Genomic DNA, 26127 nt, shown 5'->3' with positions numbered 1-26127 from the left:
AGTCGCAGGCTATGGCCTTCTCGAAATGCTCGGGCAGGCGGGCGAGCGCGGCAAGCAGCGCCTGGTCGCCGGTGCTGTGCGCCATCAGCGCCAGGGCGGCGACGGCCGAATTGACGAAGGTCTTGGTGGCCGCGACGCTGCGCTCAGGGCCGGCAAGAATGTCGATGGCGTAATCCGAGGCGCGCGCCAGCGGCGAGTCGGCGGTGTTGGTGATGGCGACGGTCAGCGCGCCGCCGGCCCTCGCCGTTTCGGCCATGGCGACGATGTCGGGGCTCTTGCCCGATTGCGAGATGGCGAGACAAGCCGAGCCTCGCAGCCGGAGCTTCGCGCCATAGATGGAGGCGATCGACGGGCCGACGGAAGCGACCGCGAGGCCGGCGGTCAGTTCGACCGCATATTTCATGAAGGTGGCGGCGTGGTCGGACGAGCCACGCGCCACGGTGACGACGAAATGCGGATCGCGCTCGCGAAGGCCGCGGCCGGCCTCGGCCAGCACCTTGGCGGAGCCGTCGAGCAGGCGGGCGGTGGCCTGCGGGATCTCCTCGATCTCGCGCCGCATATGGGTTGTGGTAGCGCTCATGGCCGGATCTCCTCTCCCGGCCCGGTCAGCCGGAGTTCCGCGACGAAATCATAGGCGTCGCCCCGATAGATCGAACGGGTGAATTCGATCACCTTGCCGCTCGCCAGATAGGAAATACGTTCGATGTGCAGCCCGGCAACCCCAGGCGGCACTTCCAGGAGCCGCGCGTCGGCGTCGCCGAGATTGGCGGCCGAGATGCGTTGCACTGCCCGCACCGGGCGGTTGCCGGTCAGTTCCAGCGCGGCGTAGAGCGAGGAGCCGATCGCCTCGGGATCGGGCAGCACGCTCGCAGAAATCGCGGCGCGCTCGATCGCCAGCGGCGTGTCGTTGGCGATGCGCAGGCGCGCCACGCGCGCCACCAGTTCGCTCGACGACAGGCCGAGCACCATCATCTCGTCCGGCGAGGGCGCATAGAGGCCGCGATCGAGCCAGGCCGAGCGCACGACCATGCCGCGGCGAGCCATATCCTCGGTGAAGGAGGTGAGCCTGGACAACGACTGCTCGACGCGCTCCATGCGCGGCGCGACGAAGGTGCCTGAGCCATGGCGCTGGACAAGGATGCCGCCCTTGACCAGATCCTGCACCGCCTTGCGCACGGTGACGCGCGAGATGTCGGCCTTGCTGGCGATGTCGCGCTCGGACGGCAGCGCGTCGCCCGGGCCGATCAGGCCGCGATTGACCGCTTCCTCGATGCTTTTCCTGAGCTGCAGGTAAAGCGGCGCGCCGCTTTGCGAGGATTCCTTTAGCATGGCGAAGATCTGGTCGGCGGCGCTCATCGGCCAGCCCCCGATTTGCCGGCGAAGATGCGCGCGGCCATCTGCACCGCTCCGCCGAGCGCGTCGTCGAGCGGGGCTTTCAGCAGCGCCTGGTAACGCGCCGACAGGCGCGGCGCATAAAGCGGCGCCAGGCCGCCGAGCAGGCAGAGCGGAGCATCGTGCGCGAGATCGAGCGCGCCGAGCGAGGCCTCGACATCGGCAACCGCCTTGTCGAGGATCCAGTTGGCGACGAGATCGCCCTTGGCGGCATGCTCGAAGACCTTGGGCGCGAAACCGCCGAAGTCGCCGGGCTTGGCATTGGTGGTGAACTCGACCACGTCCTCGGGATTGTTGCGGAAGACGGCAAGCATCGCTTCCGTCAAAGGCGAGCCGGGACGGATGCCGTCATAGGCGAGCAGCGTCTGCTCGAGCAGATCGCGGCCGATGCGGGCGCCGCTGCCCTGATCGCCGACCTGAAACCCCCAGCCGCCGATGGCGCGCGACTTGCCGTCCTTACGCGCCATATAGGCGGTGCCGGTGCCGAGGATGGCCATGGCGCCGTCGCCCGAGCCGACCGCGCCCTCGAGCGCGATCTCGGCATCGGTCTCGACGCGGCTCTTGCTGAAGGGCAGGATCGCCTCGAGCTGCTGCCTGTAGGTGCCGACATTGGCGCCGGCAAGGCCGAGAATGGCCGGCGTCTCAGGGATCAGTTCCGGATCCTGGCCGGCGGCAATGAAAGCCTGCCTGGCCGCCTCGACGATGTTGGCGCGCGCGCCGGTGAGATCGGTGCGGATATTGGCCGCGCCGCTTTTGGCGCGGCCGACGACAGCGCCGTCGACGGTCGCAAGGGCCGCCCTGCAGCTGGTGCCGCCGCCATCGATGCCAAGCACGAATTTCACGCGATTTCTCCTCCGGCAGGATAATACCAATAAAATACCAATAGCCAAGCGTTAATTTCGGTTTCAAAAAAGATTAAGGCGTATTTTATTGAAAAGTCATCGCAATTTGCCGGCAAGACAGTTTCAGAGCGCAAAACTCGTTAATGGATGTGGACAAGTGGTATTTTTTTGGTATTGTTCGTCCAGTTGGAGGAAAGCGGATGGCCGAAACGCGCACGGAAGCGCTTCATCAAAACGCCGAGGGGCTGGATGTCCAGACCCCGGAAGCCATCCTGGCGTTCCTGGCCAACGCCCAGATCGAGGCCGCAAAGGCCGTGCATGGCGCCATACCGGCGATCGCCGAGGCCGCCGAACTTATCGCAAGACAGTTGAAGGCCGGCGGCAGGCTCGCCTATGCCGCGGCCGGCAGCTCCGGCCTGATGGCTGTTGCCGACGCGCTGGAACTTCCCGGCACGTTCGGCATCGCGCGTGACCGTATCGCCATCCTGATCGCCGGCGGCGACGAAGCCTTCCGCACGCTTGCCGGCGGGCCGGAAGACGACACTGAGGAAGCCGCGGCAGCTGTCGCAAAGGCCAATATCGGCAAGGGCGACTGCCTGATCGCGATCTCGGCCAGCGGCTCCACACCCTATGCCGTCCAGGCGATCGGCGATGCGCGGCGCCGGGGTGCCGCGACGATCGCCATCGCCAACAACAAGGATGCGCCGCTGTTCGGCGAGGCCGATGTCGCCATCCTGCTCGAAACGCCGGCGGAGCTGATCGCCGGCTCGACCCGCATGGGCGCGGGAACCACGCAGAAGATCGCGCTCAACATGCTGTCGACGCTCGCGGCCGTCCATCTCGGCCATGTGCATGACGGCTATATGGTCAACCTCACCGCCGACAACATCAAGCTGCGCGACCGCGCGGTGCGCATGGTCGCCGCCATCAGCGGGCGAAGCCGCGAAGACGCGGCGCGCCTGCTCGAAGAGAGCGGCGGCGGCGTCAAGACTGCCATTCTGCTCGCCGCCGGCGTCGCCAACGCCGATGCGGCCGAGAAGATACTGGAAGGAACCGGCCAGAAGCTCAGGCCGGCGCTTTCCGCGATCGAGGGGAGCAAGGGGCGCTAGCCCCTGTTCTCATCAGAACCGAACCTGAAAAAGGTCAACAGGGAGACTGAACATGACGACCAAACTACTGACGGCCCTTCTGCTCGGCACGAGCATCCTCGGCACGACCGGGATGGCGCTGGCCGAGGACGTGACGCTCAACATCGAGAGCTGGCGCGGCGACGACCTGACCATCTGGAAGGACAAGCTGATCCCGGCCTTCGAGGCCAAGAACCCCGGCATCAAGGTGGTGTTCGCGCCGTCGGCGCCGACCGAGTATGACGCAGCCCTCGGCGCCAAGCTCAGCGCCGGCTCGGCGGGCGACCTGATCACCTGCCGCCCGTTCGACAAGTCGCTTGAGCTGTTCAAGAAGGGCAACCTCGCCGACCTCAGCACGCTGCCCGGCATGGAGAACTTCTCGCCCGTCGCCAAGGCCGCCTGGCAGACCGACGACGGCAAGTCGAGCTTCTGCGTGCCGATGGCTTCGGTCATCCACGGCTTCATCTACAACAAGGACGCCTTCGACAAGCTCGGCCTCAAGGTGCCGACCACGAATGAAGAGTTCTACGCCGTGCTTGACAAGATCAAGGCGGACGGCACCTACATCCCGATGGCGATGGGCACGAAGGACCTCTGGGAAGCGGCGACCATGGGCTACCAGAACATCGGCCCGAACTACTGGAAGGGCGAGGAAGGCCGCCAGGCGCTGATCAAGGGCGAGCAGAAGCTGACCGATGCCGACTGGGTCGAGCCTTACAGGGAACTGGCCAAGTGGAAGCCCTATCTCGGCGACGGCTTCGAGGCGCAGACCTATCCGGACAGCCAGAACCTGTTCACGCTTGGCCGCGCCGCCATCTACCCGGCCGGCTCGTGGGAGATCGGCCTGTTCAACACGCAGGCGCAGTTCAAGATGGGCGCCTTCCCGCCGCCGGTGCAGAAGGCCGGCGACACCTGCTACATCTCCGACCATACCGATATCGGCATGGGCCTGAATGCGGCATCGAAGCACCCGGAAGAAGCCAAGAAGTTCCTGGCCTGGGTCGCCTCGCCGGACTTCGCCACCATCTACGCCAACGCGCTGCCGGGCTTCTTCAGCCTGAACAGCACGCCGGTGAAGATGGAAGACCCGCTGGCGCAGGAATTCGTTTCCTGGCGCGGCAAGTGCAAGTCGACGATCCGCTCGACCTACCAGATCCTGTCGCGCGGCACGCCGAACCTCGAGAACGAGACCTGGGTTGAATCGGCCAACGTGATCAACGGCACCGACACGCCGGAAGCCGCGGCCAAGAAGCTGCAGGACGGCCTCGACAGCTGGTACAAGCCGGCGAAGTAAGCTCAAAGTCAATCGAGCCGGCCGGGCGCCCAGCCCGGCCAGTTCCCCGGAATACATCCGTTTTGAGATAGCGATTGTCGGCGCCGCCTCTCGGTCCTACCCTCATCTTGCGGGGAAGACGAAGCCGTACTGTCGCTGGCCTTTGTCCATCCGTGAAGGGGACAGTCAGGCCATGCATCGAGGCATCAGCTAAGCATCATCGACCTGGAACCGAGAGACGGCGGGGACCGAACTCATGGCCGCACAAACACGACCGAAAAGACCGATCCGCTGGCATATCGGCGTCTTCCTGGCGCCGGCCGTGCTGGTCTACACGGCAATCATGATCCTGCCGCTGGCCGGCACGCTGCAGCTCTCGCTGTTCCGCAACATCGAGCAGCACCAGGTGTTCGTCGGGTTCGACAATTTCCGCACGCTGTTCGGCGACCCCAACTGGTCGGTCAACTTCTGGAATGCGCTCAGGAACAATGTCTGGTTCTTCATCATCCACATGCTGGTGCAGAACCCGATCGGCGTGTTGCTGGCCGCACTTCTCTCCAGCCCGAGGCTGAGGTTCGCTGCCTTCTACCGCACGGCGATCTTCGTGCCGACGATCCTGTCCTTCGTCATCGTCGGCTTTGCCTGGAAGCTGATCCTGTCGCCGATCTGGGGCGTGGCGCCGCATCTGCTCGACTTCGTCGGGCTGAAGAGCCTGTTCACGCCGTGGCTCGGCAAGGAGCAATATGCGCTGACTGCTCTCAGTCTGGTTTCGGTCTGGCAGTTCATCGGCATCCCGATGATGCTGATCTATGCAGCACTTCTGTCGATCCCGGATGAAGTGATCGAGGCCGCCGAATGCGATGGCGTCACCGGCATGGCGCAGTTCTGGAAGATCAAGCTGCCGCTGATCCTGCCGTCGATCGGCATCATCTCGATCCTGACCTTCGTCGGCAATTTCAACGCCTTCGACCTGATCTATACCGCGCAAGGGGCGCTTGCCGGTCCGAACTATTCGACCGACATACTCGGCACCTTCCTCTATCGCGCCTTTTTCGGTTTCCAGCTGCAGGTCGGCGACCCGAACATGGGCGCCGCGATCGCCACGATGATGTTCCTGATCATCCTTGCCGGCGTCTGCGTCTACCTGTTCCTCGTCCAGACGCGTCTGCGTCGCTACCAGTTCTGAGGGCGCCATGAGCCTAGCCACCCGTTCGCTTCCCCGCACCATCGGCGCCCATGCCGTCCTTTTGACCTATACGGCGATCGCGCTGTTTCCGGTGATCCTGGTCATCATGAACTCGTTCAAGTCACGCGCGGGCATATTCGGCGCACCCTTGACGCCGCCGACGCCGAAGACCTTCGATCTGATCGGCTACACGACGGTCATCGGCCAGGGCGACTTCCTGCACTATTTCCAGAACAGCCTCGTCGTCACCGTCGCATCGCTGTTCTTCGTGCTGCTGTTCGGCGCGATGGCGGCTTTCGCGCTGTCGGAATACCGCTTCCGCGGCAACACGATGATGGGGCTCTATCTGGCGCTCGGCATCATGATCCCGATCCGCCTCGGCACCGTCGCCATCCTGCAGCTGATGGTGGCGAGCGGGCTGGTCAACACGCTGACGGCGCTGATCCTGGTCTACACCGCGCAGGGCTTGCCGCTCGCCATCTTCATCCTGTCGGAGTTCATGAAGCAGGTGTCGGACGATCTGAAGAATGCAGGCCGCATCGACGGGTTGTCGGAATACACGATCTTCTTCCGGCTGGTGCTGCCGCTGGTCAGGCCATCCATGGCGACCGTCGCCGTCTTCACCATGATCCCGATCTGGAACGATCTTTGGTTCCCGCTGATCCTGGCGCCGTCGGAAGAGACCAAGACGGTGACGCTCGGCGCGCAGCTCTTCCTCGGCCAGTTCGTCACCAACTGGAACGCGATCCTGGCGGCGCTGTCGCTGGCGATCCTGCCGGTGCTGATCCTCTACGTCATCTTCTCGCGGCAGCTGATCCGCGGCATCACTTCCGGAGCCGTCAAGTGAGTTCAGAAAGACCCCTACGCGTCGTCGTCGCGGGCCTCGGCAATATGGGCCGCAGCCATGCGCTGGCCTATCATACCAATCCGGGCTTCGAGATCGCCGCGCTCGTCAACCGTTCCGACGTGCCGCTGCCGGACGGGCTCGCGAGCTACGGCATCAGGCGCTCGTTCGAGGACGCGCTGCGCGACGAGAAGCCGGATGTCGCCGCGATCGCCACCTATTCGGACAGCCACGCCGACTATGCGATCAAGGCATTCGAGGCGGGCTGCCATGTCTTCGTCGAGAAGCCGCTGGCGACGACAGTGGCGGACGCCAAGCGCGTCGTCGATGCCGCCAAGGCCAACAGCCGGAAGCTGGTGATCGGCTATATCCTGCGCCACCATCCGTCCTGGGTGCGGCTGATCGCCGAAGCGCGCAAGCTCGGCGGGCCCTACGTTTTCCGCATGAACCTCAACCAGCAGTCTTCCGGCCATAGCTGGGAGACGCATAAGCAGTTGATGCAGACGACCTCGCCGATCGTCGACTGCGGCGTGCATTATCTCGACGTGATGCTGCAGATCACCGATGCCAAACCGGTCGAGGTGCGCGGCATGGCGGTCAGGCTGACCGACGAGGTGGCGCCCTCGATGTACAATTACGGCCACCTTCAGGTGCTGTTCGAGGACGGCTCGGTCGGCTGGTACGAGGCCGGCTGGGGCCCGATGATTTCGGAGACCGCCTTCTTCGTGAAGGACGTGATGTCGCCCAGAGGCTGCGTGTCGATCGTGATGAAGGAGGGCGTGAAGTCCGACGACATCGACACCCACACAAAAACCTCGACCATCCGCCTGCATAGTGCGGCGACCGGGCCGGACGGCAAGTTCGCCAATGAGGACGAGCTGCTGTCGATGGAAGGCGAGCCGGGACACCAGGAGCTCTGCGACCTCGAACAGGCCTTCCTGCTCAAGGCCATCCGGGAGGACATCGACCTTACCCGCCACATGGATGACGCGGTGAAGTCGCTCGCCGTCTGCCTGGCCGCCGACGAGAGCGTGCGCAGCGGCGCCCCAATCAAACTCTAGAACAAGGACGAAGCCGTGGGCTCGCTGAACATCGAGAATGTGAAGAAGGCATTCGGACCGGTCGAGGTGCTGAAAGGCATCGACCTCGAGGTCACTGACGGCGAGTTCGTCGTCTTCGTCGGCCCGTCCGGCTGCGGGAAGTCGACGCTGCTGCGCGTCATCGCCGGCCTGGAGGATTCGACCTCCGGCCGCGTGCTGATCGACGGTGACGACGTCTCCGTCACGCCACCCGCAAAACGCGGCATCGCCATGGTCTTCCAGACCTATGCGCTCTATCCGCATCTGACGGTGAAGAACAATATGGGCCTCGGCCTGAAGCAGGCCGGCACGCCTTCGGCCGAGATTGACCGCCGCATCAAGATTGCTTCCGCCATGCTGTCGCTCGAGCCCTATCTCGAGCGCCGGCCGGCGGAACTGTCGGGCGGGCAGCGTCAGCGCGTCGCCATCGGCCGCGCCGTGGTGCGCGAGCCGAAACTCTTTCTCTTCGACGAGCCGCTGTCCAACCTCGATGCGGCATTGCGCGTCAACACAAGGCTCGAGATCGCGCAGCTGCACCGGCGGCTGAAGGCGACGATGATCTATGTGACCCACGACCAGGTCGAGGCGATGACGCTGGCCGACAAGATCGTGGTGCTCAACGCCGGGCGGATCGAGCAGATTGGCAGCCCGATGGAGCTTTATAATTCGCCGGCCAACGATTTCGTCGCCGGCTTCATCGGCTCGCCGAAGATGAATTTCATCGACGGCGCCAAGCTGGGCGAGACGGCGAAAACCGTCGGCGTGCGGCCGGAACATCTGACCGTCGACGCGAAATCCGGCGCCTGGAAAGGCACGGTGGTGCACGCCGAGCATCTCGGCGCCGACACCAACCTCTATCTCGACTGCGAGAAGGCCGGGCTGCTCACCGTGCGCATCTTCGGCGTCTACAACGCCGAGCCGGGCGCCACGCTCTACGCGACGCCGGATCCGGCGAAGACGTATCGGTTCGGGGCGGATGGGAAGGTTTTGAAGTAGGATCGCGACGTAGGTCGGCGCTGCCCCTCACCCCGTGAAGGACGGGGAGAGGGAGGTCGCCAGCGCTGGAGCTCGTCCCTTCTCCCCGTCCTTCACGGGGAGAAGGTGCCGGCAGGCGGATGAGGGGCGGCGCAGCCCTGCGATTTGATCCGCCCCTACTCATCCGCCTTGAACGTCTGCTTCTGCTGGCCCATGCCTTCGATGGCGAGCTCGACGACGTCGCCGGGCTTCAGGAACACCGGCGGCTTCATGCCTAGGCCGACGCCGGGCGGCGTGCCGGTGGAGATGATGTCGCCGGGATGCAGCGACATGAACTGGCTGAGATAGGAGACCAGATACTTCACGCCATAGACCATGGTCTTGGTCGAGCCGTTCTGCATGGTCTTGCCATTGACGGTCAGCCACATCTTGAGGTTCTGCGGGTCGGCGATCTCGTCCTTGGTCACCAGCCAGGGACCGATCGGGCCGAAGGTGTCGCAGGATTTGCCCTTGGTCCACTGGCCCTGGCGCTCGGCCTGGAAGGCGCGCTCGGAAACGTCGTGCGCAACGCAATAGCCGGCAACATAATCCAGCGCGTCGTCCTCGCTGACATACTTCGCCGTCTTGCCGATGACGACGCCGAGTTCGACTTCCCAGTCGGTCTTGACCGAGCCGCGCGGGATGAGCACGTCGTCGTCCGGCCCGACGATGGCCGAGCTTGCCTTCATGAAGATGATCGGCTCCGGCGGCACAGTGGCGCCGGTCTCGGCGGCATGGTCGGAATAATTGAGGCCGATGCAGATGAATTTTCCGGTGCCGGCGACGCAAGCGCCCAGGCGCGGCTTGCCGGATACCGCCGGCAGCGATTTCGGATCGAGCTTGGAGAGCATCTCCAGCGAGGCCGGATGAAGCGCCGTCCCGGCGATGTCGGCGACATAGGCCGAAAGGTCGCGGATCATGCCATCCTGATCGAGCAGGCCGGGACGTTCGCTCCCCACCTCGCCATAGCGCAGCAACTTCATCTTTATTCTCCTACTTGCGGCACAAGGCCGTTTTGCAAAATTCTTCGCTCAAGGCGATGCCTGTCGCGAAATCGGGCGGACCGTAGCCAGCGACCTTGCGCCCGGCAAGCGCAGACGCCGCACGAGCGGCCGGGCGGGCAGGATTTTTCAGACTATCGATGCTTCCGACAAACGCGGAGGCCATATCCGATCTTCCTGTTCGCCCGCCATCTATTCCCGAACCGCCACGATTTTTCCGAACGAAAGTCAGATCGACCAGCCGCCGTCGATATTGTAGGCCTGCCCGCTCGTATAGGTCGCTCCCGCCAGATAGACGGCGAGATCGGCGATCTCCTCGGGCGTGCCAAGCCGACCCATGGGCTGGCGGGCGATGAAGGCCGCGCGGGCTGCTTCGTAATCCCCCTGCGCATGCATGCGATCCTGCAGCGACGGGCTCTCGACGGTACCCGGGCAGATGGCGTTGCAGCGTATGCCCTTGGCGACATAGTCGGCGGCGACCGCCTTAGTGAGACCGACGACTGCCGCCTTGGTCAAGCCGTAGACGAAGCGGTTCGGCACGCCCTTCTGCGAGCTCGCCAGCGAGGCCATGTTGATGATCGAACCATCGCCACGCTCCAGCATGCCGGGCAGCACCGCGCGGATGGTGCGGATCATCGAGCGGACGTTGAGGTTCAAGGCGAAGTCGAGATCGGCATCCGTCATTTCGAGGATCGAGCCTGAATGAACGAAGCCGGCGCAGTTGAACAGCACATCGACCGGGCCGATCTCGGCGAAGGCGGCAGCGACGGCCGCATCGTTCAGCACGTCTAGCTTGCGGGTCTTTATGCCGGAAGTCTTGGCGAGCTCGGCCAAAAGCTGCTCGTTGATGTCGGTGGCATGAACGGTGGCGCCTGCCTTGGCGAAAGCCAGCGCGCTCGCCCGCCCAATGCCTTGCGCCGCCGCGGTGACCACAACCACCTTGCCTGCCAGATCCGCCATGCTTCTCTCCTCGCCTGCCTGGTGCGTCCGACTCTATCGATGACCCGGCTGCGGCGTCGTGTACCAGACAGCCGGCGTCGTGCGGCCTACGCTGTTGCTGGTTTCACATATAAAGATGTTTTTTCTCGTTAAAGAACACGAGCACAAGCGTCAAGTCCTAACGCGACCACCTTCGCGGCGGCCAAATGTCTCCGGCGCACCGAATACCGTTGCCCCAAAAGGCGCTGCCGCGCTTCAAGTGATTCAGTCGCCGTAAGGCACCCAGACGTTCTTGACCTCGATGGCGCGGCGCAGGAAGGCCTCGCCGGCGGCTTCGCTCGAGGCCCAGTCGAGGCTGCGGCCATCGCCGGTCCAGACGCGCTTGAGATTGCCGATGGAATCGGCCTCCGCCTTGGCGCAGGTGTCGGCATCGGCAAAGACCCACAGGCCGTCGACGTCGTCATGCTTGGCCAGCACGCCGCAAAGCTCGGCACTGCGGCCGGTGACGATGTTGATGGCGCCGGCCGGGATGTCCGAATACTCGATCACCTGGTAGAGGTCGGTCGCAAGCAGCGGGTGGCGCTCTGACGGGACGGCCACCACCGTGTTGCCCATGGCAAGTGCCGGCGCCACCAGCGAGATGAAGCCCAGCAGAGGCTGGTTGTCCGGCGCCACGATGCCGACGACGCCCACCGGTTCATGCAGCGCAAGCGTCACGACGCGGGCCGGTGGCTGGTGGACGCGACCCTCGAACTTGTCGGTGAGGCCGGCATAGAGGAACAGCCGTTCGATCGACTGCTCGACCTCCTCGCGCGCGGCCTTCGCCGTAACGCCGGTCAGTTGGACGAGGCGCGCCGCGAATTCGTCGGCGCGGCCCGAAAGGTTTTCGGCGAAATAATAGAGCACCTGGCTGCGATTGAAGGCCGTCGCGTCCGGCCAGGCCTTGCAGGCGCGCGCGGCGGCGACCGCATCGCGGATGTCCTTGCGGTTGCCGAGGCCGACCTCGCCGGCAAGCTTGCCCTTGGCGGTGGCGACAGCCAGCGAATAGTTACCGTCCGGCCGCACCTGCTTGCCGCCGATGAACAGCTTTGCCGTGCGGTCGATGGCCGTGCCGTCGGCCTGCTCGACAGGTTGGGCCGAGGCTCGCGCCGCCGGCTTGATAGAAGGCGCCACGGGCAGCTTTGCCGTGAGATATTCGAACATGCCTTCGCGCCCGCCCTCGCGGCCAAAGCCACTTTCGCGATAGCCGCCGAAGCCGCAGGCAGCATCGAACATATTGGTGCCATTGACCCAAACGACACCGGCCTTCAGTTGCGGGGCGACGTGCAGCGCAAGGTTGACGTTCTCGCTCCACACAGAAGCGGCAAGGCCATAGCGCGTGTTGTTGGCAAGCTCGATCGCTTCCTCGGTGTTGCGGAAGCTCATCGTCGCCAGCACCGGGCCGAAGACCTCTTCCTGCGCTAGGATATTAGCCGGCGAAACAGAAGTCGCGAGCGTCGGCAGGTGATAATAGCCTGTTGTCGGCAGTGCGGCGTCGGGCTGCCAGCAGACGGCACCCTGCCTGGCGCCTTCGGCGATCAGGCCCCTGACGCGGTCGAGTTGGGTGCGGTCGACGAGCGGGCCGATGTCGGTGTTCTTGTCGAGCGGGCTGCCGACGCGCAGCCGGCTCATCCTGACTTTGACCTTGGCGATGAAGGCCTCGGCGACGCCTTCCTGCACCAGGAGGCGCGAGCCGGCGCAGCAGACCTGGCCCTGGTTGAACCAGATGCCGTCGACCAGACCTTCGACGGCGCTGTCGAGATCGGCATCCTCGAAAACGACGAACGCCGACTTGCCGCCAAGCTCCAGCGACAGCTTCTTGCCCGATCCGGCCGTCGCCTTGCGAATGATCTTGCCGACTTCCGACGAGCCGGTGAAGGCGATCTTCTGGACGCCGGGATGATTGACGATCGCAGCACCCGCCTCGGGCCCGCCCTGGACAATGTTGACGACGCCTTTCGGCACGCCTGCCCGCTCGCAAATCTCGGCAAAGAGGATCGCGGTAAGCGGCGTGAATTCGGCCGGCTTCAGCACCACGGTGCAGCCGGCGGCAAGCGCGGGCGCGATCTTCCAGGCCAGCATCAGCAGGGGGAAATTCCACGGGATGACCTGGCCGACAACGCCAACCGCCTTCTGATCGGGAAAATCCTTCTCAAGCGTCTGCGCCCAGCCTGCATGATGGATGAAGTGGCGGATCGCCAAAGGCACGTCGATGTCGCGGCTCTCGCGGATCGGCTTGCCGTTGTCGATCGATTCCAGCACGGCGAACAGGCGCTGGTGGCGCTGCATGGCGCGGCCGATGGCATAGAGCACCTTGGCTCTACTGTAACCCGAACTGGCGCTCCATTTGGGCAACGCCCTTGCGGCCGCCGCGACCGCGGCGTCGATATCGGCGGCGCCCGCATCCGACACCTTGGCGAGCAGCTTGCCGGAGGACGGTTCGCTGGTATCGAAGGTCTTGCCGCTCGCCGCCGCCTTCCAGGCGCCGTCGATGAACAGCGCTTTTGCGAAATCGCGCGAGGCTAACCAGGCATCGGCTTCGTTGCGGGCTTCCGGCGCCGGGCCGTATTCCATGGCGCGATAGCGTTCGAGGATGTTCATGGGGCGGCTCCTTTACCCTCCCCCTTGTGGGGAGGGTCGATCGGCAGAGCCGATCGGGGTGGGGGTAAATGGCTAGTGGATTGGTGCATTTGACAGGTTGATTTGTTTTCTTGACCCCCACCCCGCCGCTTCGCGGCGACCCTCCCCACAAGGGGGAGGGCGCTCAAGCCATCGCGTGGCGATGGTTGGCCGAGTAGTGGCCGGTCAGGTGATGCTCGAGCTGGCGCTCGATGTCGGTAAGCAGGCTGGACGCGCCGAAGCGGAAGAGGTCCGGCTCGAGCCAGGGCCGGCCGAGCTCTTCCTTCATCAGCACCAGCCAGTCGAGCGAGACTTTCGCTGTCGAAATGCCGCCCGCCGGCTTGAAGCCGATGAGATAGCCGGTCTCCTCGAAATAGGCGCGGATGGCGCGCACCATGGCGAGGCCGATGGGAAGCGTGGCGTTGACGCTTTCCTTGCCGGTCGAGGTCTTGATGAAATCGGCGCCCGCCATCATCGCCACCATGGAGGCCAGCATCACGTTGCGCAGCGTGGCGAGGTCGCCGGTGCCGAGGATGACCTTGAGATGCGCCTCGCCGCAGGCGGCTCGCATGGCGACGATCTCGTTGAACAGCTCGCGCCACTTGGCGCCGTAAACCAGGCCGCGCGGGATGACCACGTCGATCTCGTCGGCGCCGTCGCGCACCGAGGCTTCGATCTCCTGCAGGCGTGTCGAGAGCGGCGCAAGCCCGTGCGGGAAGGCGGTGGAAACGGCGGCGACATGGACGCCGGTGCCGCGCAGCGCGTCGACCGCGGTGGCGACGAAGGGATGGTAGACGCAGACCGCTGCCGGGCGGATCGTCTCGCCGGCGATGCCGAGACCCTCGACGATATCCTTGCGTAGCGGATTGATCGCCTTGGCGCAGAGCCGGCGCACGCGCTCGTCGGTATCGTTGGAGTTCAGCGTGGTGAGGTCCATGCAGGCGATCGCCCGCAGCAGCCAGGCCGCCTGGTTGTCGGCCTTGATCGAGCGCCGTTTGGTCAGCGTGGCGACACGGCGTTCCAGCGCCGAGCGATTGACGCTGCGCACCGATTCGAGGAAGCCGAGATCGAGCTTCATGCCGGGATTGCGGGCGATGCCATGCTCGGATGGCATCGGCATGTTGGCGGCGGCACGCGCCGGCAGCGGCATAACCTTGGACGCACCGGCGCCTGCGCCGGCCTCGCGGATCGTGCTCATCTCCTGCCCTTTCACTCAGCGACCTCAGCCGAAGATAACCCGCGAAGGTGTCCTTCACGAGTCCTTCAGTGGCTCATAGCGGAAAAAGACAGCAAAAGCAGTAGATTTTTGACCGTATGGTCAAAACACCGATATTGACTGGATGGCGACTGGATGGCGACGCGCCTCAGCCGACGAAGGCGCGCTCGACGACGAAGCTGGCCGGATGGCTGAGCGAGCCCTCCTGGAAGCCGAGGCTCTCGGCAAGCTCCTTGACGTCCTTCAACATGTGCATCGAGCCGCAGATCATGATGCGGTCGGTCTCGGGATTGAGCTTGTCGATGCCGAGGTCGGAATAGAACTTGCCCGAGCCAATCAGCGCCGTGATGCGGCCCATGCGCGCCGATTCCTCGCGGGTCGTCGAATTGTAGAGCGTGACCCGGCCGCCGGTCAGCTCGCCGATCAGCGGATCGGTCTCGAGCGCGGCCACCAGCTCCTGGCCGTAGGTGAGCTCGGCATTGTCGCGGCAGGTGTGGGTGAGGATGACCTGGTCGAACTTCTCATAGGTGTCGGGATCGCGAAGCAGGCTGGCGAAGGGCGCGATTCCGGTGCCGGTCGAGATCATGAACACGCGCTTGGCGGGCGTCAGCGCATCGAGCACCAACGTGCCCGTCGACTTCTGGCGCATGATGACCGTGTCGCCGACCTCAATCTTCTGCAGCTCGGAGGTCAGCGGACCATCCGGCACCTTGATCGAGAAAAATTCGAGCTCGTCATCCCAGGCGGGGCTGGCGACGGAATAGGCGCGGAAGATCGGCTTCTCGGCATTGGGCAACCCGATCATGACGAACTCGCCGGAGCGGAAACGCAGCGACTGCGGGCGAGTGATGCGGAACGAGAACAGCCGGTCGGTGTAATGCTTCACCGACACCACGGTCTCGGCATAGACATTGGCCGGGATCGGGAACTGCAGTGGCTTTGCGCCGGCAACATTCAACGCGGATGTCGTGTTCATCAACCCAACTTTCCGGCGCGGACGCGAGACGCTGGCGCCAAACTTTCTCCTGCGCGCCCGAACGGTCAGGTTCCGGCGTGCCCTTCGCACACTGCCAAGCGGTAAGCTCTTGTGTCGGGAATTTATTAGTATACAAATGATCTTCAGGTCAAGATGGCAGCGTAAAACGCCTTTCCAAACCGAGGCATATCCGTAGTCCTGGCATTTCGGGTTTCGGCAATGAATGAGAAATTTTCGGCGTTGGCGGGAAGCGTCGTTGCCGGCATCGATGTCGGCGGAACCTTCACCGATCTGCTTTTGATCGATGGCAAGGCGGGCGGCAAGGTGCATATCGCCAAGACGCCGACGACAGTTGAAAATCAGGCCTTTGGCGTGGTCGCTGCGCTTGGCGCCACCGGCTTTCCGGTCGACGGCATCGACCTCATCGTGCACGGCACGACCACGACCACCAACGCCGTGCTGGAGCGCCGGCTGGCGCGAACCGGCATGATCACCACGCGCGGCTTCCGCGACGTGATCGAGCTTGGCAGGCGCACCCGACCGCAGCCCTACGGCATGACCGGAACCTTTGTCCCTATCATCTCCCGCGACCTGCGGCTCGAAGTGTCGGAGCGCGTCGAGGCCTCCGGCGCTGTCCGCGCCCCGCTCGACGAGGCGGAAATGCGCGATGCGGTGAAGCGGCTGCTCGTCGCCGGCTGCGAGTCGCTCGTCATCCATTTCCTGCACTCCTACGCCAACCCCGCGCATGAGCGGCGCGCGGCGGAGATCGCGGCGGAACTCTGGCCGAACGGCCACATCACCACCGGCCATGCGCTGCTTTCGGAGGCGCGGGAGTTCGAGCGCGGCGTAACGGCCGCGGTCAACGCCTCGGTGCAGCCGATCCTGGAACGCTACGTCGAGCGGCTGCGCAAGGAACTCGCCGCGAAGGGCTATGGCCGCGACTTCCTGATCATGAACGGCAATGGCGGCATGATCTCGGCCCGTTTCGTCACGCTGGAATCGGCAAAGACCGTGATGTCCGGGCCGGCCTCCGGCGTGATCGCCGCCGCCTATACCGGAAAGCGCGCCGGCTTCGGCAATCTCGTCACCTACGACATGGGCGGCACCTCGACCGACGTGGCGCTGATCCGCAATGCCGAGCCCGCCGTCTCGAACGAGATCGAGATCGAATATGCGATGCCGATTCACGTGCCGATGGTGGCGGTGCACACCGTCGGCGCCGGCGGCGGCTCGATCGCCCGCGTCGATGCCGCCGGACTGATCCAGATCGGCCCGGAAAGCGCCGGCGCCAATCCCGGTCCGATCTGCTACGGGCGCGGCGGCACCGAGCCGACCATCACCGACGCCAATCTTGTGCTGGGGCGCCTGGCGCCGAAGAAGTTGCTCGCGGTCGACAATCCGGTCACCGTCGAGCGGGTCACGGGCATATTCGAGGACAGGATCGGCAGGCGGACCGGCCTTTCCGGCGTCGACGCGGCGGGTGCGGTGCTGAGGCTCGGCAACATGAAGATGGCGGGCGCCATCCGCATGGTTTCGGTGTCGCGCGGCCACGACCCACGCGACTTCGCCCTGTTCGCCTTCGGTGGCGCCGGGCCGCTGCATGCGACGGCGCTCGCCCGCGAACTCGGCCTGCCCCGGGTGCTGGTGCCGGCGCGCCCCGGCATCACCAACGCCCTCGGCTGTGTCGTCGCCGACCTCCGCCACGACTTCGTCAATACGGTCAACCAGCCGGTGGCGAGCCTCGACGAAGCGAAGCTTCGCGAGGTATTGGAACGGCACCGGAACGAAGGCGAGGCGCTGATCGCCAAGGAAGCGGTGAAGCCGGACGCGATCCGCGTCACCCATTCCGCCGACATGCAGTTCGTCGGCCAGACGCATATCATCAACGTGCCGCTGCCCTCCTCTTCGGTCACTCGGGCAACGCTGCAGCAGCTGTTCGAGAAGGCCTATTTCGCCCGCTTCAAGGTCGAGTTGCCGGAGATCCGCGCCAACCTCGTCAACCTCAACACCTCGGTGACCGGCGTGCGGCCGCAAATCGACCTGTCGAAGCTGATCGACCCGGCGGGGCGCGCGGCGATGCTCGATGACGCGCGGCGCGAGATCCGGCCGGTCTGGTATCACGGCAGCTGGCACGACACGCCGGTCTATGCCCGCGAAAAGCTGCCGCTCGACGCCGTCATCGAGGGGCCCGCGATCCTGGAACAGATGGATGCCACCACCGTATTGGAGCCCGGCGACCATGCGCGCTCGGACGCCGACGGCAACATCATCATCGACATCGGCGAGGCCTAATATGGCAAAGCTCGACACGATCACGCTTTCGGTGCTGCAGGCTGCCCTGCAGCAGGTCTGCGACGAGATGGATTTGACGTTTTCCCGCGCCGCCTTCTCGCCGGTCATCGCCGAAGCCAATGACCGCTCGGACGGTATCTATTCGGCGGTCGATGGCTCTCTGATCGCGCAAGGCAGCCAGGGCCTGCCGGTGTTCGTCGGCGTGATGCAGTATTCGACGAAGACGGTGATCGAGATGATCGCCGACGGCCGTTGCCTGCGGCCGGAACCCGGCGACATCTACATCGTCAACGACCCCTATCTCGGCGGCACGCATCTGATGGATGTGCGCTTCGTCATGCCGGTCTACAGGGACGGCAAGATCTTTTGCTGGCTTTCCAACACCGGCCACTGGCCGGACATCGGCGGCTCGGTGCCGGGCGGCTTCTCGGCTTCGGCCACCGCGGTCGAGCAGGAAGGCTTGCGCCTGCCGCCGGTAAAACTGTTCAAGAAGGGCGTGCTCGATCCGGAGATCTACGCCATCATCTGCTCGAACATCCGCGTCGCCGACCAGCGCATCGGCGACATCCGCGCGCAGGCGGCGGCCTTGCTGATCGGCCAGGACAGGCTCAATGAAATCCTTGACCGTTACGGTGACGAAACTGTTGTCGAAGCGATCGCCGAACTGCGCCGGCGCGCCGCCGACCAGATGCGCGCCTCGATCGCGGTGATACCGGACGGCGTCTACCGCTCAAAGGCCTTTGTCGATTCCGACGGCGTGGTGAACGAACCGCTGATCATCAATCTGGCTGTCGAGAAGAAGGGCGATACGCTGACCTTCGACTTCGCCGGCTCGTCAAAGCCCTGCGCCGGGCCGATGAACAGCGTGCTGGCGACGACCTTGTCATCGGTCTATCTCGCCATGCGCCATATCTTCCCGGAAGTGCCGATCAGCGCCGGCGCCTTCGAGCCGCTGAATGTCAAGCGGCCGGAGGGCACCTTCCTCGACGCGAAATATCCGCGTCCGGTGTCGGGCTGCGCGGCTGAGGTTTCGCAGCGCATCGCCGAGGCGGTGTTCGCGGCCATGGTGCAGGCGCTGCCGGACAAGGTGACGGCGGCGCCCGCCGGCTCCAGCGGCAATTTCGCGCTCGGCGGCAACGATCCGGCGCGCGGGCGCGACTATGTCATGTACCAGATCTCAGGCGGCGGCTATGGCGGCAATGCCAACCATGACGGCTTGAGCAATGGCTGCTCGACCATCGGCATCTCCAAGTCGCCGCCGGTCGAGATCATGGAGCAGGCCTTTCCGGTGCTCTACCGGCATTATGCGCTGCGCGAAGGCTCGGGCGGCGCCGGCAAGCATCGTGGCGGCTTCGGGCTTGCCTATGAGGTCGAGATCCTGCGCGGCGAGGCACGCGCCTCCTTCGTCATGGACCATGGCCGCTTCGGGCCGCAAGGCGCGCTCGGCGGCAGGGACGGCGCGCCGAACAGCGTAACGGTGTTTAGAGGCGGCGAGGCGCATGTGCCGCCGCATCTTTCGAAGGAACAGGACATCGCGCTCAAGGCCGGCGACCGCGTGCGCGTCGGCACGCCAGGCGGCGGCGGCTATGGCGATCCGCGCCAACGCGACCCGCAGCTGATCGCCGAGGATGTCAGGCTCGGCTACTATACGGCAGAGCAGGCCAGCGAGATGTTCGGGATCGATCCCACCGGTTAATCAAGCCAGCTTCGCCAGCAGCCGCAGGAAGGTCGCGGATTCCTTGGCGGTGAGTGGCGCGAGAGTCTCCTCGGTGATGGTGCGGGCGAGCGGGATCAGCCGTTCGATCGCCTCGCGGCCTTCCGGCGTCAGATTGACCAGCAGCCGTCTTTTGTCGACCTCGTGCTTGGAAAGCTCGACCAAACCGCGCGCCTTCAGCCGGTCGATGACGCCCTTCACGGTGGCGGCGTCCATGGCGATCAGCGTGCCGAGCTGGTTCTGCGAGGTCTCGCCGATGTCGTAGAGCTTGGCGAGGGCAGCGAATTGCGGCGGCGTCAGGTCGGCGATGTGCGAAGCAAAGATCGCGACATGGCGCTGATGCGCCTTGCGCAGGATAAAGCCGACCTGGTCCTGCAGGTGATAGTTGTTTTCGTCCGGTTCATCGGCCTCGACAAGCCGCAGCAGATTGTCCTCGCCGCTCATCTCAAACCGTCCCATGCCTTGATGTCGCTTGCAGCGAGACCGCCCATGCGGTTGTGGACGCGCGGCCCGCAGGTCATGGCCAGGCAGAACAGGATCTCGTCCGGGCGCGGGCCATCGCTGAGGCCGACCTCCATGGCGTCGAAATGGCTGCGCACATAGGCGGCGTTGATGTGGCCGAGCGGCACGTCGAGCCGCGCGCCGAAAGCGCCGACCTTCTTTGCCGAGGGCACGATCGCCTTGGCGTCGCCCAGACGTTCCCGCATGGCGTAGCCGCCCGGCACATGCCACAGCGCGCCGTGCTCCAGTTCGCCGGCGCAACCGACGATGGCGCCCTTGCCGTAGCCGTCGATCTTCTTCACGTCGCCGCCAAGCGCTGCGATCAGTCTGTCGGAGAGCAACAGCCCGAGCGGCTTCAGGTCCTCCATCGCGCCCTGCAGGTCCTCGACATAGCGGCCGGCGAACGGATTCTTGACCACGGCGAGAGCGGCCGCGCGGCGGCGCGGTTCTTTCGCCACGGGGCCACCGTCATGGAAAATCTCCTCGGTCAGAACCGAGACCTTGCGGATCGGGAATTCAGGCATGGGCAGTTTCCTTCGCTTTATGCTTGTTGGGCGCGGCGAGCGCCACTGAACCACTGATGCGGGTTTGACCGGCAAGGAACAGCGCTGAGGCGGCGATCAGGCTGCGTCGGCGAAAATCTTCAGCGACGGCAAGGCCGATGTCCAGCGCCCGCGCCGCCTCGCCGGGTAAAAGCGCGCCTACGCTTTGCGTGACCAGCCGGTCACCGAGATCGCTGTCGGGCGCCAGATCACGTGCCGGCACGCGCTGGATCGCCGGATGTCCAGGCAGGTCGACGGCATTGGCAATCAGCGTCGCCGCCGCATCAGCCTCGGCGCCGGTCCGTGCCAGCACGGTGACCGCGTCGGCGATGCCCAGCGAAAATGAACGGCCGCGCCAGCCGCTGGTGGCGATGCCGCACACGCCATCCTCGGCGTGGATGGTGATGCGGTCAGCGAGGCCGTGCCCGGTGCCGGCGATCGCCAGCGTCATCGACTGGGCTTCGCTGAGATGGATGGCGCTGTCACCGCCATTGTTGACATAGGCGCGATCGAGCCGGCGCCCGGCGCGCAGCGAGCTTAGAATTTCGTCGGCTACCGAACCTGCTACGGCAGCCATGGGCGTGATGAAGCTTTCCGCCAGCGGCACGACGGCAGCCTCCATGCGCCGTGCCGTCGGGCCGGCGAATGTTCGTGGTTTCAATGATGCCGGGCGACGCAGTTCGGAAAGCTCCTCGACCAGCTCGGTCAGGATCGTCTGGAAGCGCGCGACGGCCTGCGCATAGGCGGCACGGCATTCAGCCACCTCGCCAAAGACCTCGACGATAAGGTCGATCGGCCCATGGTTGAGATGAAGCCGCCTGCCGTCGGCAAGCCAGTGCGCCTGTGGGCCGTTCATCAGCCGGCCCCGTTCGCCGCGGCACGCCGCAGCTGCGCCAGCGGCGGCCAGGGGTTGTTGACCGGCGCGCCGGTGCCGCGGCGCGGATTGAGGTACTCGCCGCCCCTGGCGAGGATGTCCTCGACGCTCCGGATCTCGTTCTCATAGCCGCCGAGCCGGACATAGTCGTCGCGGCGCATGGTGAATTCGATCGGCGCGACCAGCGCCGGCGTCGGCACATAGCCGAAGCCGCCTTCCGGCACGCGGGTGACGTCGACCATCAGCGTGATGCCGCCGCCCGGCCAGACATAAACCGGCGCGCCGCCGACCGTCACATAGGTCTTCAGGCCCTGCACCGAGCGGGTGAGGTTGATCGGGTTTTCGGTGACGCCGGCGCGCAGCGAACCGCCGGCGCCGCCAATGAAGAGAACGGTGCAAAGCGCCGGCTCGCAATTGTCCTCGATGAGGCCGACGGATTTCTGCAGCCGCTGCGGGAACGCCTTCTCGACCGGCTTCAGCTGATCGTCGAGCTCGTAATAGGCGAATTGCTCGCCGGTGGTCGAAACCATGAGCAGCGACAGGCCAGGACGCGCGCCCTTCTTGGCGTTCCAGTCGCCAAGGATCGACAGCGGGTCGGAAATCGTGGTGCCGCCCCAGCCGAGGCCGGGCTCCGAGACCTTGAAGTAGCGGCCCGGGGTCGAGCGGCGGCCGATGATTTTTATGCCCGTGTCCTCCCAGCCCAGCACCTTACCGGCCTGATGCTCGGAGACGACGCCGGTGATGTGGTCGTCGACCACCACCACCTCGTCGACCAGCCCGCGCCATTGCGTGGCGAACATGCCGATGGTGGCCGAGCCGCAGCCGACGCGCATGCGGTGCTCGATCTTGCCGTCGATGACCGGCGCCTTGCCGGCCTCGACGATGACCGTGGCCCCACCATCGATGGTGAGCTCGACCGGCTTCCTGTTGCAGAGGTTGAGCAGCGCATCGCAGGTAGCGCGTCCCTCCGCCTTCGAGCCGCCGGTGAGGTGATGGACGCCGCCGAGCGACAGCATCTGCGAGCCGTATTCGCCTGTGGTGACGTGGCCGATCGCCTCGCCTTCCGACCGCACGGTCGCCGTCTCGTCGCCGATGTGGCGGTCGGTGTCGATCTTCACCTTGACGCCGCAGTAGGAGAAGATGCCTTCGGTGACGACGGTGACCAGATCGACGCCTTCGACCTCCTGGCTGACGATGAAGGGCGCCGGTTTATAGTCGGGATAGGTGGTGCCGGCGCCGATCGCGGTAACGAAGCGCCGGCCGGTGTTCACCAGTTCGCCGTTCCACGCTTCGCCCTCGGCGACGAAAGGCACGACCGCGCCGCCGGTCTCGGCCGCATGATCGAGGATGGTCAGCGGATCCATGCGCACGATGCGGCCGCCGACATTGCCGTAGCGGTCGCAGGCGCCGGTGCGGCCGTCGGCGATGTAGCACATCACCGGGCAGGCATCGCAGCGGATCTTCTCCGCCACCTGCTTCTCGCCCGGATCATGGGTTTCGAATCGTTCGGCAAGCTCGCTCATCGGCGCGCCTCCTTCTCGCGGATCGCCGCCAGGATGCGGCTCGGCGTCGCCGGCACCTTGGTGACCAGAACGCCGGCGGCGTGACGTATGGCGTTGAGGATCGCCGGCGCGGTCGGGATCAGCACATGCTCGCCCAGGCCCTTGGCGCCGAAGGGTCCTTCCGGATCCGGAACCTCGATGAGGATATGCTCGACCGGCGGCACGTCGCCGATTGTCGGGATGAGATAGTCGTGCAGGTTCTCGGTGCGGCCGGGGATGTATTCCTCCATCAGCGCCATGCCGATGCCTTGCGCGATGCCGCCCTCGATCTGGCCCTCGACCAGCAGCGGGTTGATTGCCTTGCCGACATCATGCGCGGCGGTGATCTTGATCAGCTTCACCGTGCCGAGCTTGAGATCGACCTCGAGCTCGGCGATCTGCGCGCCGTAGCCATAGACGGCGTAAGGCTTGCCCTGTCCCTTGGCGTCGAGCGGCAGCGTCGGCGGGTCGTAGGTTTCCTCCGTGACGAACACCAAACCGTCGGCATCAGCCTTTAGTGCCGACAGATCGATGCGCCGCGCCGCGTCGCCTTCCTGGATTGAGATACTTGCGCCATCGAGCGCGATCGAAGCCTGATCGGACACATTGGCAAAGCGCAGGATCTTTTCGCGCAGCGCACGCCCTGCTTTCTCGGCGGCCTTGCCAGTGACAAAAGTCTGACGCGAGGCGGATGTCTTGCCGGCGTCGGGCGTGATGGCGGTGTCGGCGCTCTTCAGCCGGAATTTGTCCAGCGGCAGGCCAAGCGCGTCGGCGCAGATCTGCGTGATGACCGTGTTCGAGCCCTGGCCTATATCAACGGCGCCCTGATGCAGCACGACGTCGCCAGCGGCACAGATGCCGACCTTGATCGTCGAGGGATTAGGCAGCGAAGTGTTGCCGCAGCCATACCAGCAGGAGGCGACGCCGACGCCGCGTTTGCTTGCCCCATTGGCGGCGTTGAAGGCTTCGGCCTCGGCAAGCGCACGTAACCAATGCGGGCGAAGCGCTTCCAGGCATTCGCCGATGCCGACGCCGGACTCCAAACGCTGTCCAGTGACCGTTTCGGAGCCGTTCCGAAGGCAGTTCTTCAAGCGAAAATCGATGCGGTCCATGCCGAGCTTGCCGGCAAGCTCGTCATAGAGCGTCTCCTGCATGATGGTCGACTGTGGCACGCCGAAGCCGCGGAAGGCGCCGGCAATCGGACCGTTGGTGTGGATCGCGTAGCCCGTCGCCCGGTAGTTCGGCGTCAGATAGGGACCGGAGGCATGCACCGGCACACGGTTGGCGACCGTCGGGCCCCAACTGGCATAGGCGCCGGTGTTGAAGTCGCCTGAGAACACCATGCCGGTAATGCGGCCTTCGGCATCCGCGCCGATGGTCGCCGTCATTTCGGCGGGATGGCGCTTGGTGGTCGACATCATCGATTCATTGCGCGTGTAGGCAAGTGCTGCCGGCCGGCCCGTTTTCATCGCCACCAGGCCGATGAGAGGTTGCAGCGAGACGTCGAGTTTCGAGCCGAACCCGCCGCCGGTGGCGGTCGGCACGATGCGCACCTTCTCGACGGCGAGGCCGAGCACCTTGGCCGTCTCGTCGCGGTCCATGTAGGGCGCCTGCGTGCAGGCGACCACGACGAGTGTGTCGCCGTCCATGTAAGCATAGCCGGCTTCCGGCTCGATATAGGCATGCTCGACGAAGGACGTCTCGATGGCGCCGGACACGGTGACAGCGGCGGCAGCCAGCGCAGTTTCAGGATCGCCCCGCTCGACCAGGCCCGAGGTGAGCAGGTTCGCCGGTCGGTGGCTGTGGATCAGCAAGGCGCCGTCGGCTTTCGCCTCGGCGGGCTGCAGCACTTGCGGCAGCTCCGTCCAGCTGATCGGAAAATCCGTCAGGTCGAGATCGAGGATCGCTTCGCGCTCGCCCGCCACCAGCGCCACCGCCTCGCCGCGGAGACGCACGAAGCCCTCGGCGAGCGCGGGCTGGTCGGCAAAGGGGCCGATGGCCCCGAAGCAGTTCTTGCCCGGAATGTCGGCCGCGGTGAAGACGCCGGCGATGCCGGGACGCGCGTCCGCCCACGCCTCCAGATCGCCGAAGCTGAAGCGGGCGTGATAATGCGGCGAGCGGACGACGAGCACGGCCAGCGCATCGGCCGGGAAGCTGTCGCCGCCGAACTTCTCGTCGCCCGTAACCTTGGGCACGCCATCAAGGCGGACGGGAGAGGCGCCGACAGCGTGGCCGACCTCGGGCAAGCGAAAGTCGAGTTTGCCATCAAATCCGCAAAGCTGGGGCTGCCCCTCACCCTTACCCTCTCCCCGCGAAGAACGGGGAGTGGGGGGCGTCGGCGATGGAGTTCGTCCCTTCTCCCCGTCATTATACGGGGAGAAGGTGTCGGCAGGCGGATGAGGGGCAGCGCCGAACGCCGATGGTTCGCCCGCCGACCGTCCTGCACTCATGACCGCGGCAATGATCTTCCGATAGCCGGTGCAGCGGCAGAGCACGCCGCCGAGCGCATCCTGCGTCTCGGCCTCGCTCGGCGTCGGGTTGCGTTCCAAAAGCGCGGTGGCAGCCACCAGCAGGCCCGGCGTGCAGATGCCGCACTGCGCTGCGCCGTGCTCCAGGAACGAGACCTGCAAGGCGGAGAGCCTGCCATTGGCGAGGCCCTCGATCGTGGTGACACAAGCTCCGGAGACGGAGGCCGCTGGCACCAGGCAAGCGCAGACCGGATCGCCGTCGATCAGAACGGTGCAGGCGCCGCAATCGCCGGCGTCGCAACCGACTTTGGTGCCGGTCAGCCTCAGCTCTTCGCGCAAAACCTGCGACAGCCGCCGCACCGGCGGCACCGAGACGCTGACGGCGGCGCCATTGACCTCGAAGGCGATGTCGGTGCGTTCCATGCCGGGCTGGTCCATGTTCATGCCGCCACCTTGCTTTCGCCGAGGCCGACGGCGGCACGCACGGCGCGTGCAACGATCTCGCGCGCCGCATCTTGCCGATATTCGGCGCTGCCGCGCACATCGCCGATCGGCGATAGTTCATCGATCGGCGCGGAAAGGACGGTGTCGGCAAGCGCGGGCGCGACCGGCTGGCCGCGCAAAGCGGCCTCGACGCCGGCCAGACGG

Annotated in this window: 21 protein-coding genes and 1 pseudogene; 8 read left to right on the top strand and 14 right to left on the bottom strand. The window is 65.3% G+C overall.

Annotation, left to right across the window (positions count from 1 at the left end; genetic code table 11):
- From DH10_RS12420 to DH10_RS12410, 3 genes are all read right to left on the bottom strand, one after another.
- Positions 1-580 (bottom strand): SIS domain-containing protein (locus DH10_RS12420; RefSeq protein ID WP_192384769.1); only part of this gene is annotated, 580 nt, incomplete at its 3' end.
- Positions 577-1356: a GntR family transcriptional regulator gene (locus tag DH10_RS12415; RefSeq protein ID WP_127424739.1), complete on the bottom strand. Its 780-nt coding sequence runs from the start codon at positions 1354-1356 to the stop codon at positions 577-579. The genes DH10_RS12415 and DH10_RS12420, both read right to left, overlap by 4 nt.
- Positions 1353-2234, bottom strand: coding sequence for a glucosamine kinase nucleotide-binding domain-containing protein (locus DH10_RS12410; protein WP_192253607.1), 882 nt, complete (start codon positions 2232-2234; stop codon positions 1353-1355). The genes DH10_RS12415 and DH10_RS12410 overlap by 4 nt, the downstream gene beginning before the upstream one ends.
- 200 nt (positions 2235-2434) lie before the next feature.
- Here DH10_RS12410 and DH10_RS12405 point away from each other — a divergent pair, with 200 nt between their 5' ends.
- From DH10_RS12405 to DH10_RS12380, 6 genes are all read left to right on the top strand, one after another.
- On the top strand, positions 2435-3343 hold the full coding sequence (locus DH10_RS12405; RefSeq protein ID WP_192253609.1) for an N-acetylmuramic acid 6-phosphate etherase: 909 nt from the start codon (positions 2435-2437) through the stop codon (positions 3341-3343).
- A 52-nt stretch (positions 3344-3395) separates the two neighbouring features.
- Complete coding sequence (locus DH10_RS12400; RefSeq protein WP_192253611.1) at positions 3396-4655, top strand: ABC transporter substrate-binding protein; 1260 nt, start codon at positions 3396-3398, stop codon at positions 4653-4655.
- Positions 4656-4890: 235 nt separating this feature from the next.
- Positions 4891-5820 carry a carbohydrate ABC transporter permease gene (locus tag DH10_RS12395; protein WP_192253613.1) on the top strand — a complete coding sequence of 310 codons (930 nt, stop codon included), beginning with the start codon at positions 4891-4893 and terminating at the stop codon, positions 5818-5820.
- A gap of 7 nt (positions 5821-5827) precedes the next feature.
- The gene (locus DH10_RS12390; RefSeq protein WP_192253615.1) at positions 5828-6667 is read left to right on the top strand and encodes a carbohydrate ABC transporter permease; all 840 of its coding nucleotides are present in this window, start codon (positions 5828-5830) and stop codon (positions 6665-6667) included.
- Positions 6664-7725: a Gfo/Idh/MocA family protein gene (locus DH10_RS12385; protein WP_192253617.1), complete on the top strand. Its 1062-nt coding sequence runs from the start codon at positions 6664-6666 to the stop codon at positions 7723-7725. Before DH10_RS12390 ends, DH10_RS12385 begins: the two co-directional genes overlap by 4 nt.
- Positions 7726-7740: 15 nt before the next feature.
- Positions 7741-8739, top strand: coding sequence for an ABC transporter ATP-binding protein (locus DH10_RS12380; RefSeq protein WP_192253619.1), 999 nt, complete (start codon positions 7741-7743; stop codon positions 8737-8739).
- 155 nt (positions 8740-8894) lie between these two features.
- Here DH10_RS12380 and DH10_RS12375 read toward each other — a convergent pair whose 3' ends face one another.
- The 5 genes from DH10_RS12375 to DH10_RS12355 all read right to left on the bottom strand — a co-directional run bounded on the left by DH10_RS12375 (position 8895) and on the right by DH10_RS12355 (position 15547).
- A complete protein-coding gene (locus tag DH10_RS12375) occupies positions 8895-9740 on the bottom strand; it encodes a fumarylacetoacetate hydrolase family protein (RefSeq protein ID WP_192253621.1) in 846 nt (281 codons plus the stop codon).
- 246 nt (positions 9741-9986) lie between these two features.
- Entirely contained in the window at positions 9987-10718 is a 732-nt protein-coding gene (locus DH10_RS12370; protein ID WP_192253622.1) for an SDR family oxidoreductase, read from the bottom strand.
- 243 nt (positions 10719-10961) lie between these two features.
- Positions 10962-13337, bottom strand: a complete 2376-nt coding sequence (locus tag DH10_RS12365; protein ID WP_192253624.1) for an aldehyde dehydrogenase family protein — start codon at positions 13335-13337, stop codon at positions 10962-10964.
- A gap of 163 nt (positions 13338-13500) precedes the next feature.
- Positions 13501-14553 (bottom strand): deoxyribose-phosphate aldolase, encoded by a 1053-nt coding sequence (gene deoC, locus DH10_RS12360; protein ID WP_192253626.1) that lies wholly within the window; start codon positions 14551-14553, stop codon positions 13501-13503.
- A gap of 166 nt (positions 14554-14719) precedes the next feature.
- Positions 14720-15547, bottom strand: coding sequence for a ferredoxin--NADP reductase (locus DH10_RS12355; RefSeq protein ID WP_192253628.1), 828 nt, complete (start codon positions 15545-15547; stop codon positions 14720-14722).
- 219 nt (positions 15548-15766) lie between these two features.
- Here DH10_RS12355 and DH10_RS12350 point away from each other — a divergent pair, with 219 nt between their 5' ends.
- Positions 15767-17839 carry a hydantoinase/oxoprolinase family protein gene (locus tag DH10_RS12350; protein ID WP_192253630.1) on the top strand — a complete coding sequence of 691 codons (2073 nt, stop codon included), beginning with the start codon at positions 15767-15769 and terminating at the stop codon, positions 17837-17839.
- A gap of 1 nt (position 17840) precedes the next feature.
- Positions 17841-19535 carry a hydantoinase B/oxoprolinase family protein gene (locus tag DH10_RS12345; RefSeq protein WP_192253632.1) on the top strand — a complete coding sequence of 565 codons (1695 nt, stop codon included), beginning with the start codon at positions 17841-17843 and terminating at the stop codon, positions 19533-19535.
- Here the strand turns inward: DH10_RS12345 and DH10_RS12340 are convergent, their stop codons facing one another.
- The 6 genes and pseudogenes from DH10_RS12340 to DH10_RS12315 all read right to left on the bottom strand — a co-directional run.
- Positions 19536-19997 (bottom strand): MarR family winged helix-turn-helix transcriptional regulator, encoded by a 462-nt coding sequence (locus tag DH10_RS12340; protein WP_192253634.1) that lies wholly within the window; start codon positions 19995-19997, stop codon positions 19536-19538.
- Positions 19994-20578, bottom strand: a complete 585-nt coding sequence (locus DH10_RS12335) for an amino acid synthesis family protein (RefSeq protein WP_192253636.1) — start codon at positions 20576-20578, stop codon at positions 19994-19996. The genes DH10_RS12340 and DH10_RS12335 overlap by 4 nt, the downstream gene beginning before the upstream one ends.
- Entirely contained in the window at positions 20571-21452 is an 882-nt protein-coding gene (locus DH10_RS12330) for a UPF0280 family protein (RefSeq protein ID WP_192253637.1), read from the bottom strand. Before DH10_RS12330 ends, DH10_RS12335 begins: the two co-directional genes overlap by 8 nt.
- Positions 21452-22993 carry a 6-hydroxynicotinate reductase gene (locus tag DH10_RS12325; protein WP_192253639.1) on the bottom strand — a complete coding sequence of 514 codons (1542 nt, stop codon included), beginning with the start codon at positions 22991-22993 and terminating at the stop codon, positions 21452-21454. Before DH10_RS12325 ends, DH10_RS12330 begins: the two co-directional genes overlap by 1 nt.
- On the bottom strand, positions 22990-25923 hold the full coding sequence (locus DH10_RS12320; RefSeq protein WP_192253641.1) for a molybdopterin-dependent oxidoreductase: 2934 nt from the start codon (positions 25921-25923) through the stop codon (positions 22990-22992). Before DH10_RS12320 ends, DH10_RS12325 begins: the two co-directional genes overlap by 4 nt.
- Positions 25920-26127, bottom strand: a pseudogene (locus DH10_RS12315) (FAD binding domain-containing protein); the annotation flags it as partial. The gene DH10_RS12320 and the pseudogene DH10_RS12315, both read right to left, overlap by 4 nt.

It is taken from the genome of Mesorhizobium silamurunense (assembly GCF_014843825.1).
GTDB classification, from domain to species: Bacteria; Pseudomonadota; Alphaproteobacteria; order Rhizobiales; family Rhizobiaceae; genus Mesorhizobium; species Mesorhizobium silamurunense.
This window is presented reverse-complemented; position numbering and strand designations above follow the sequence as displayed.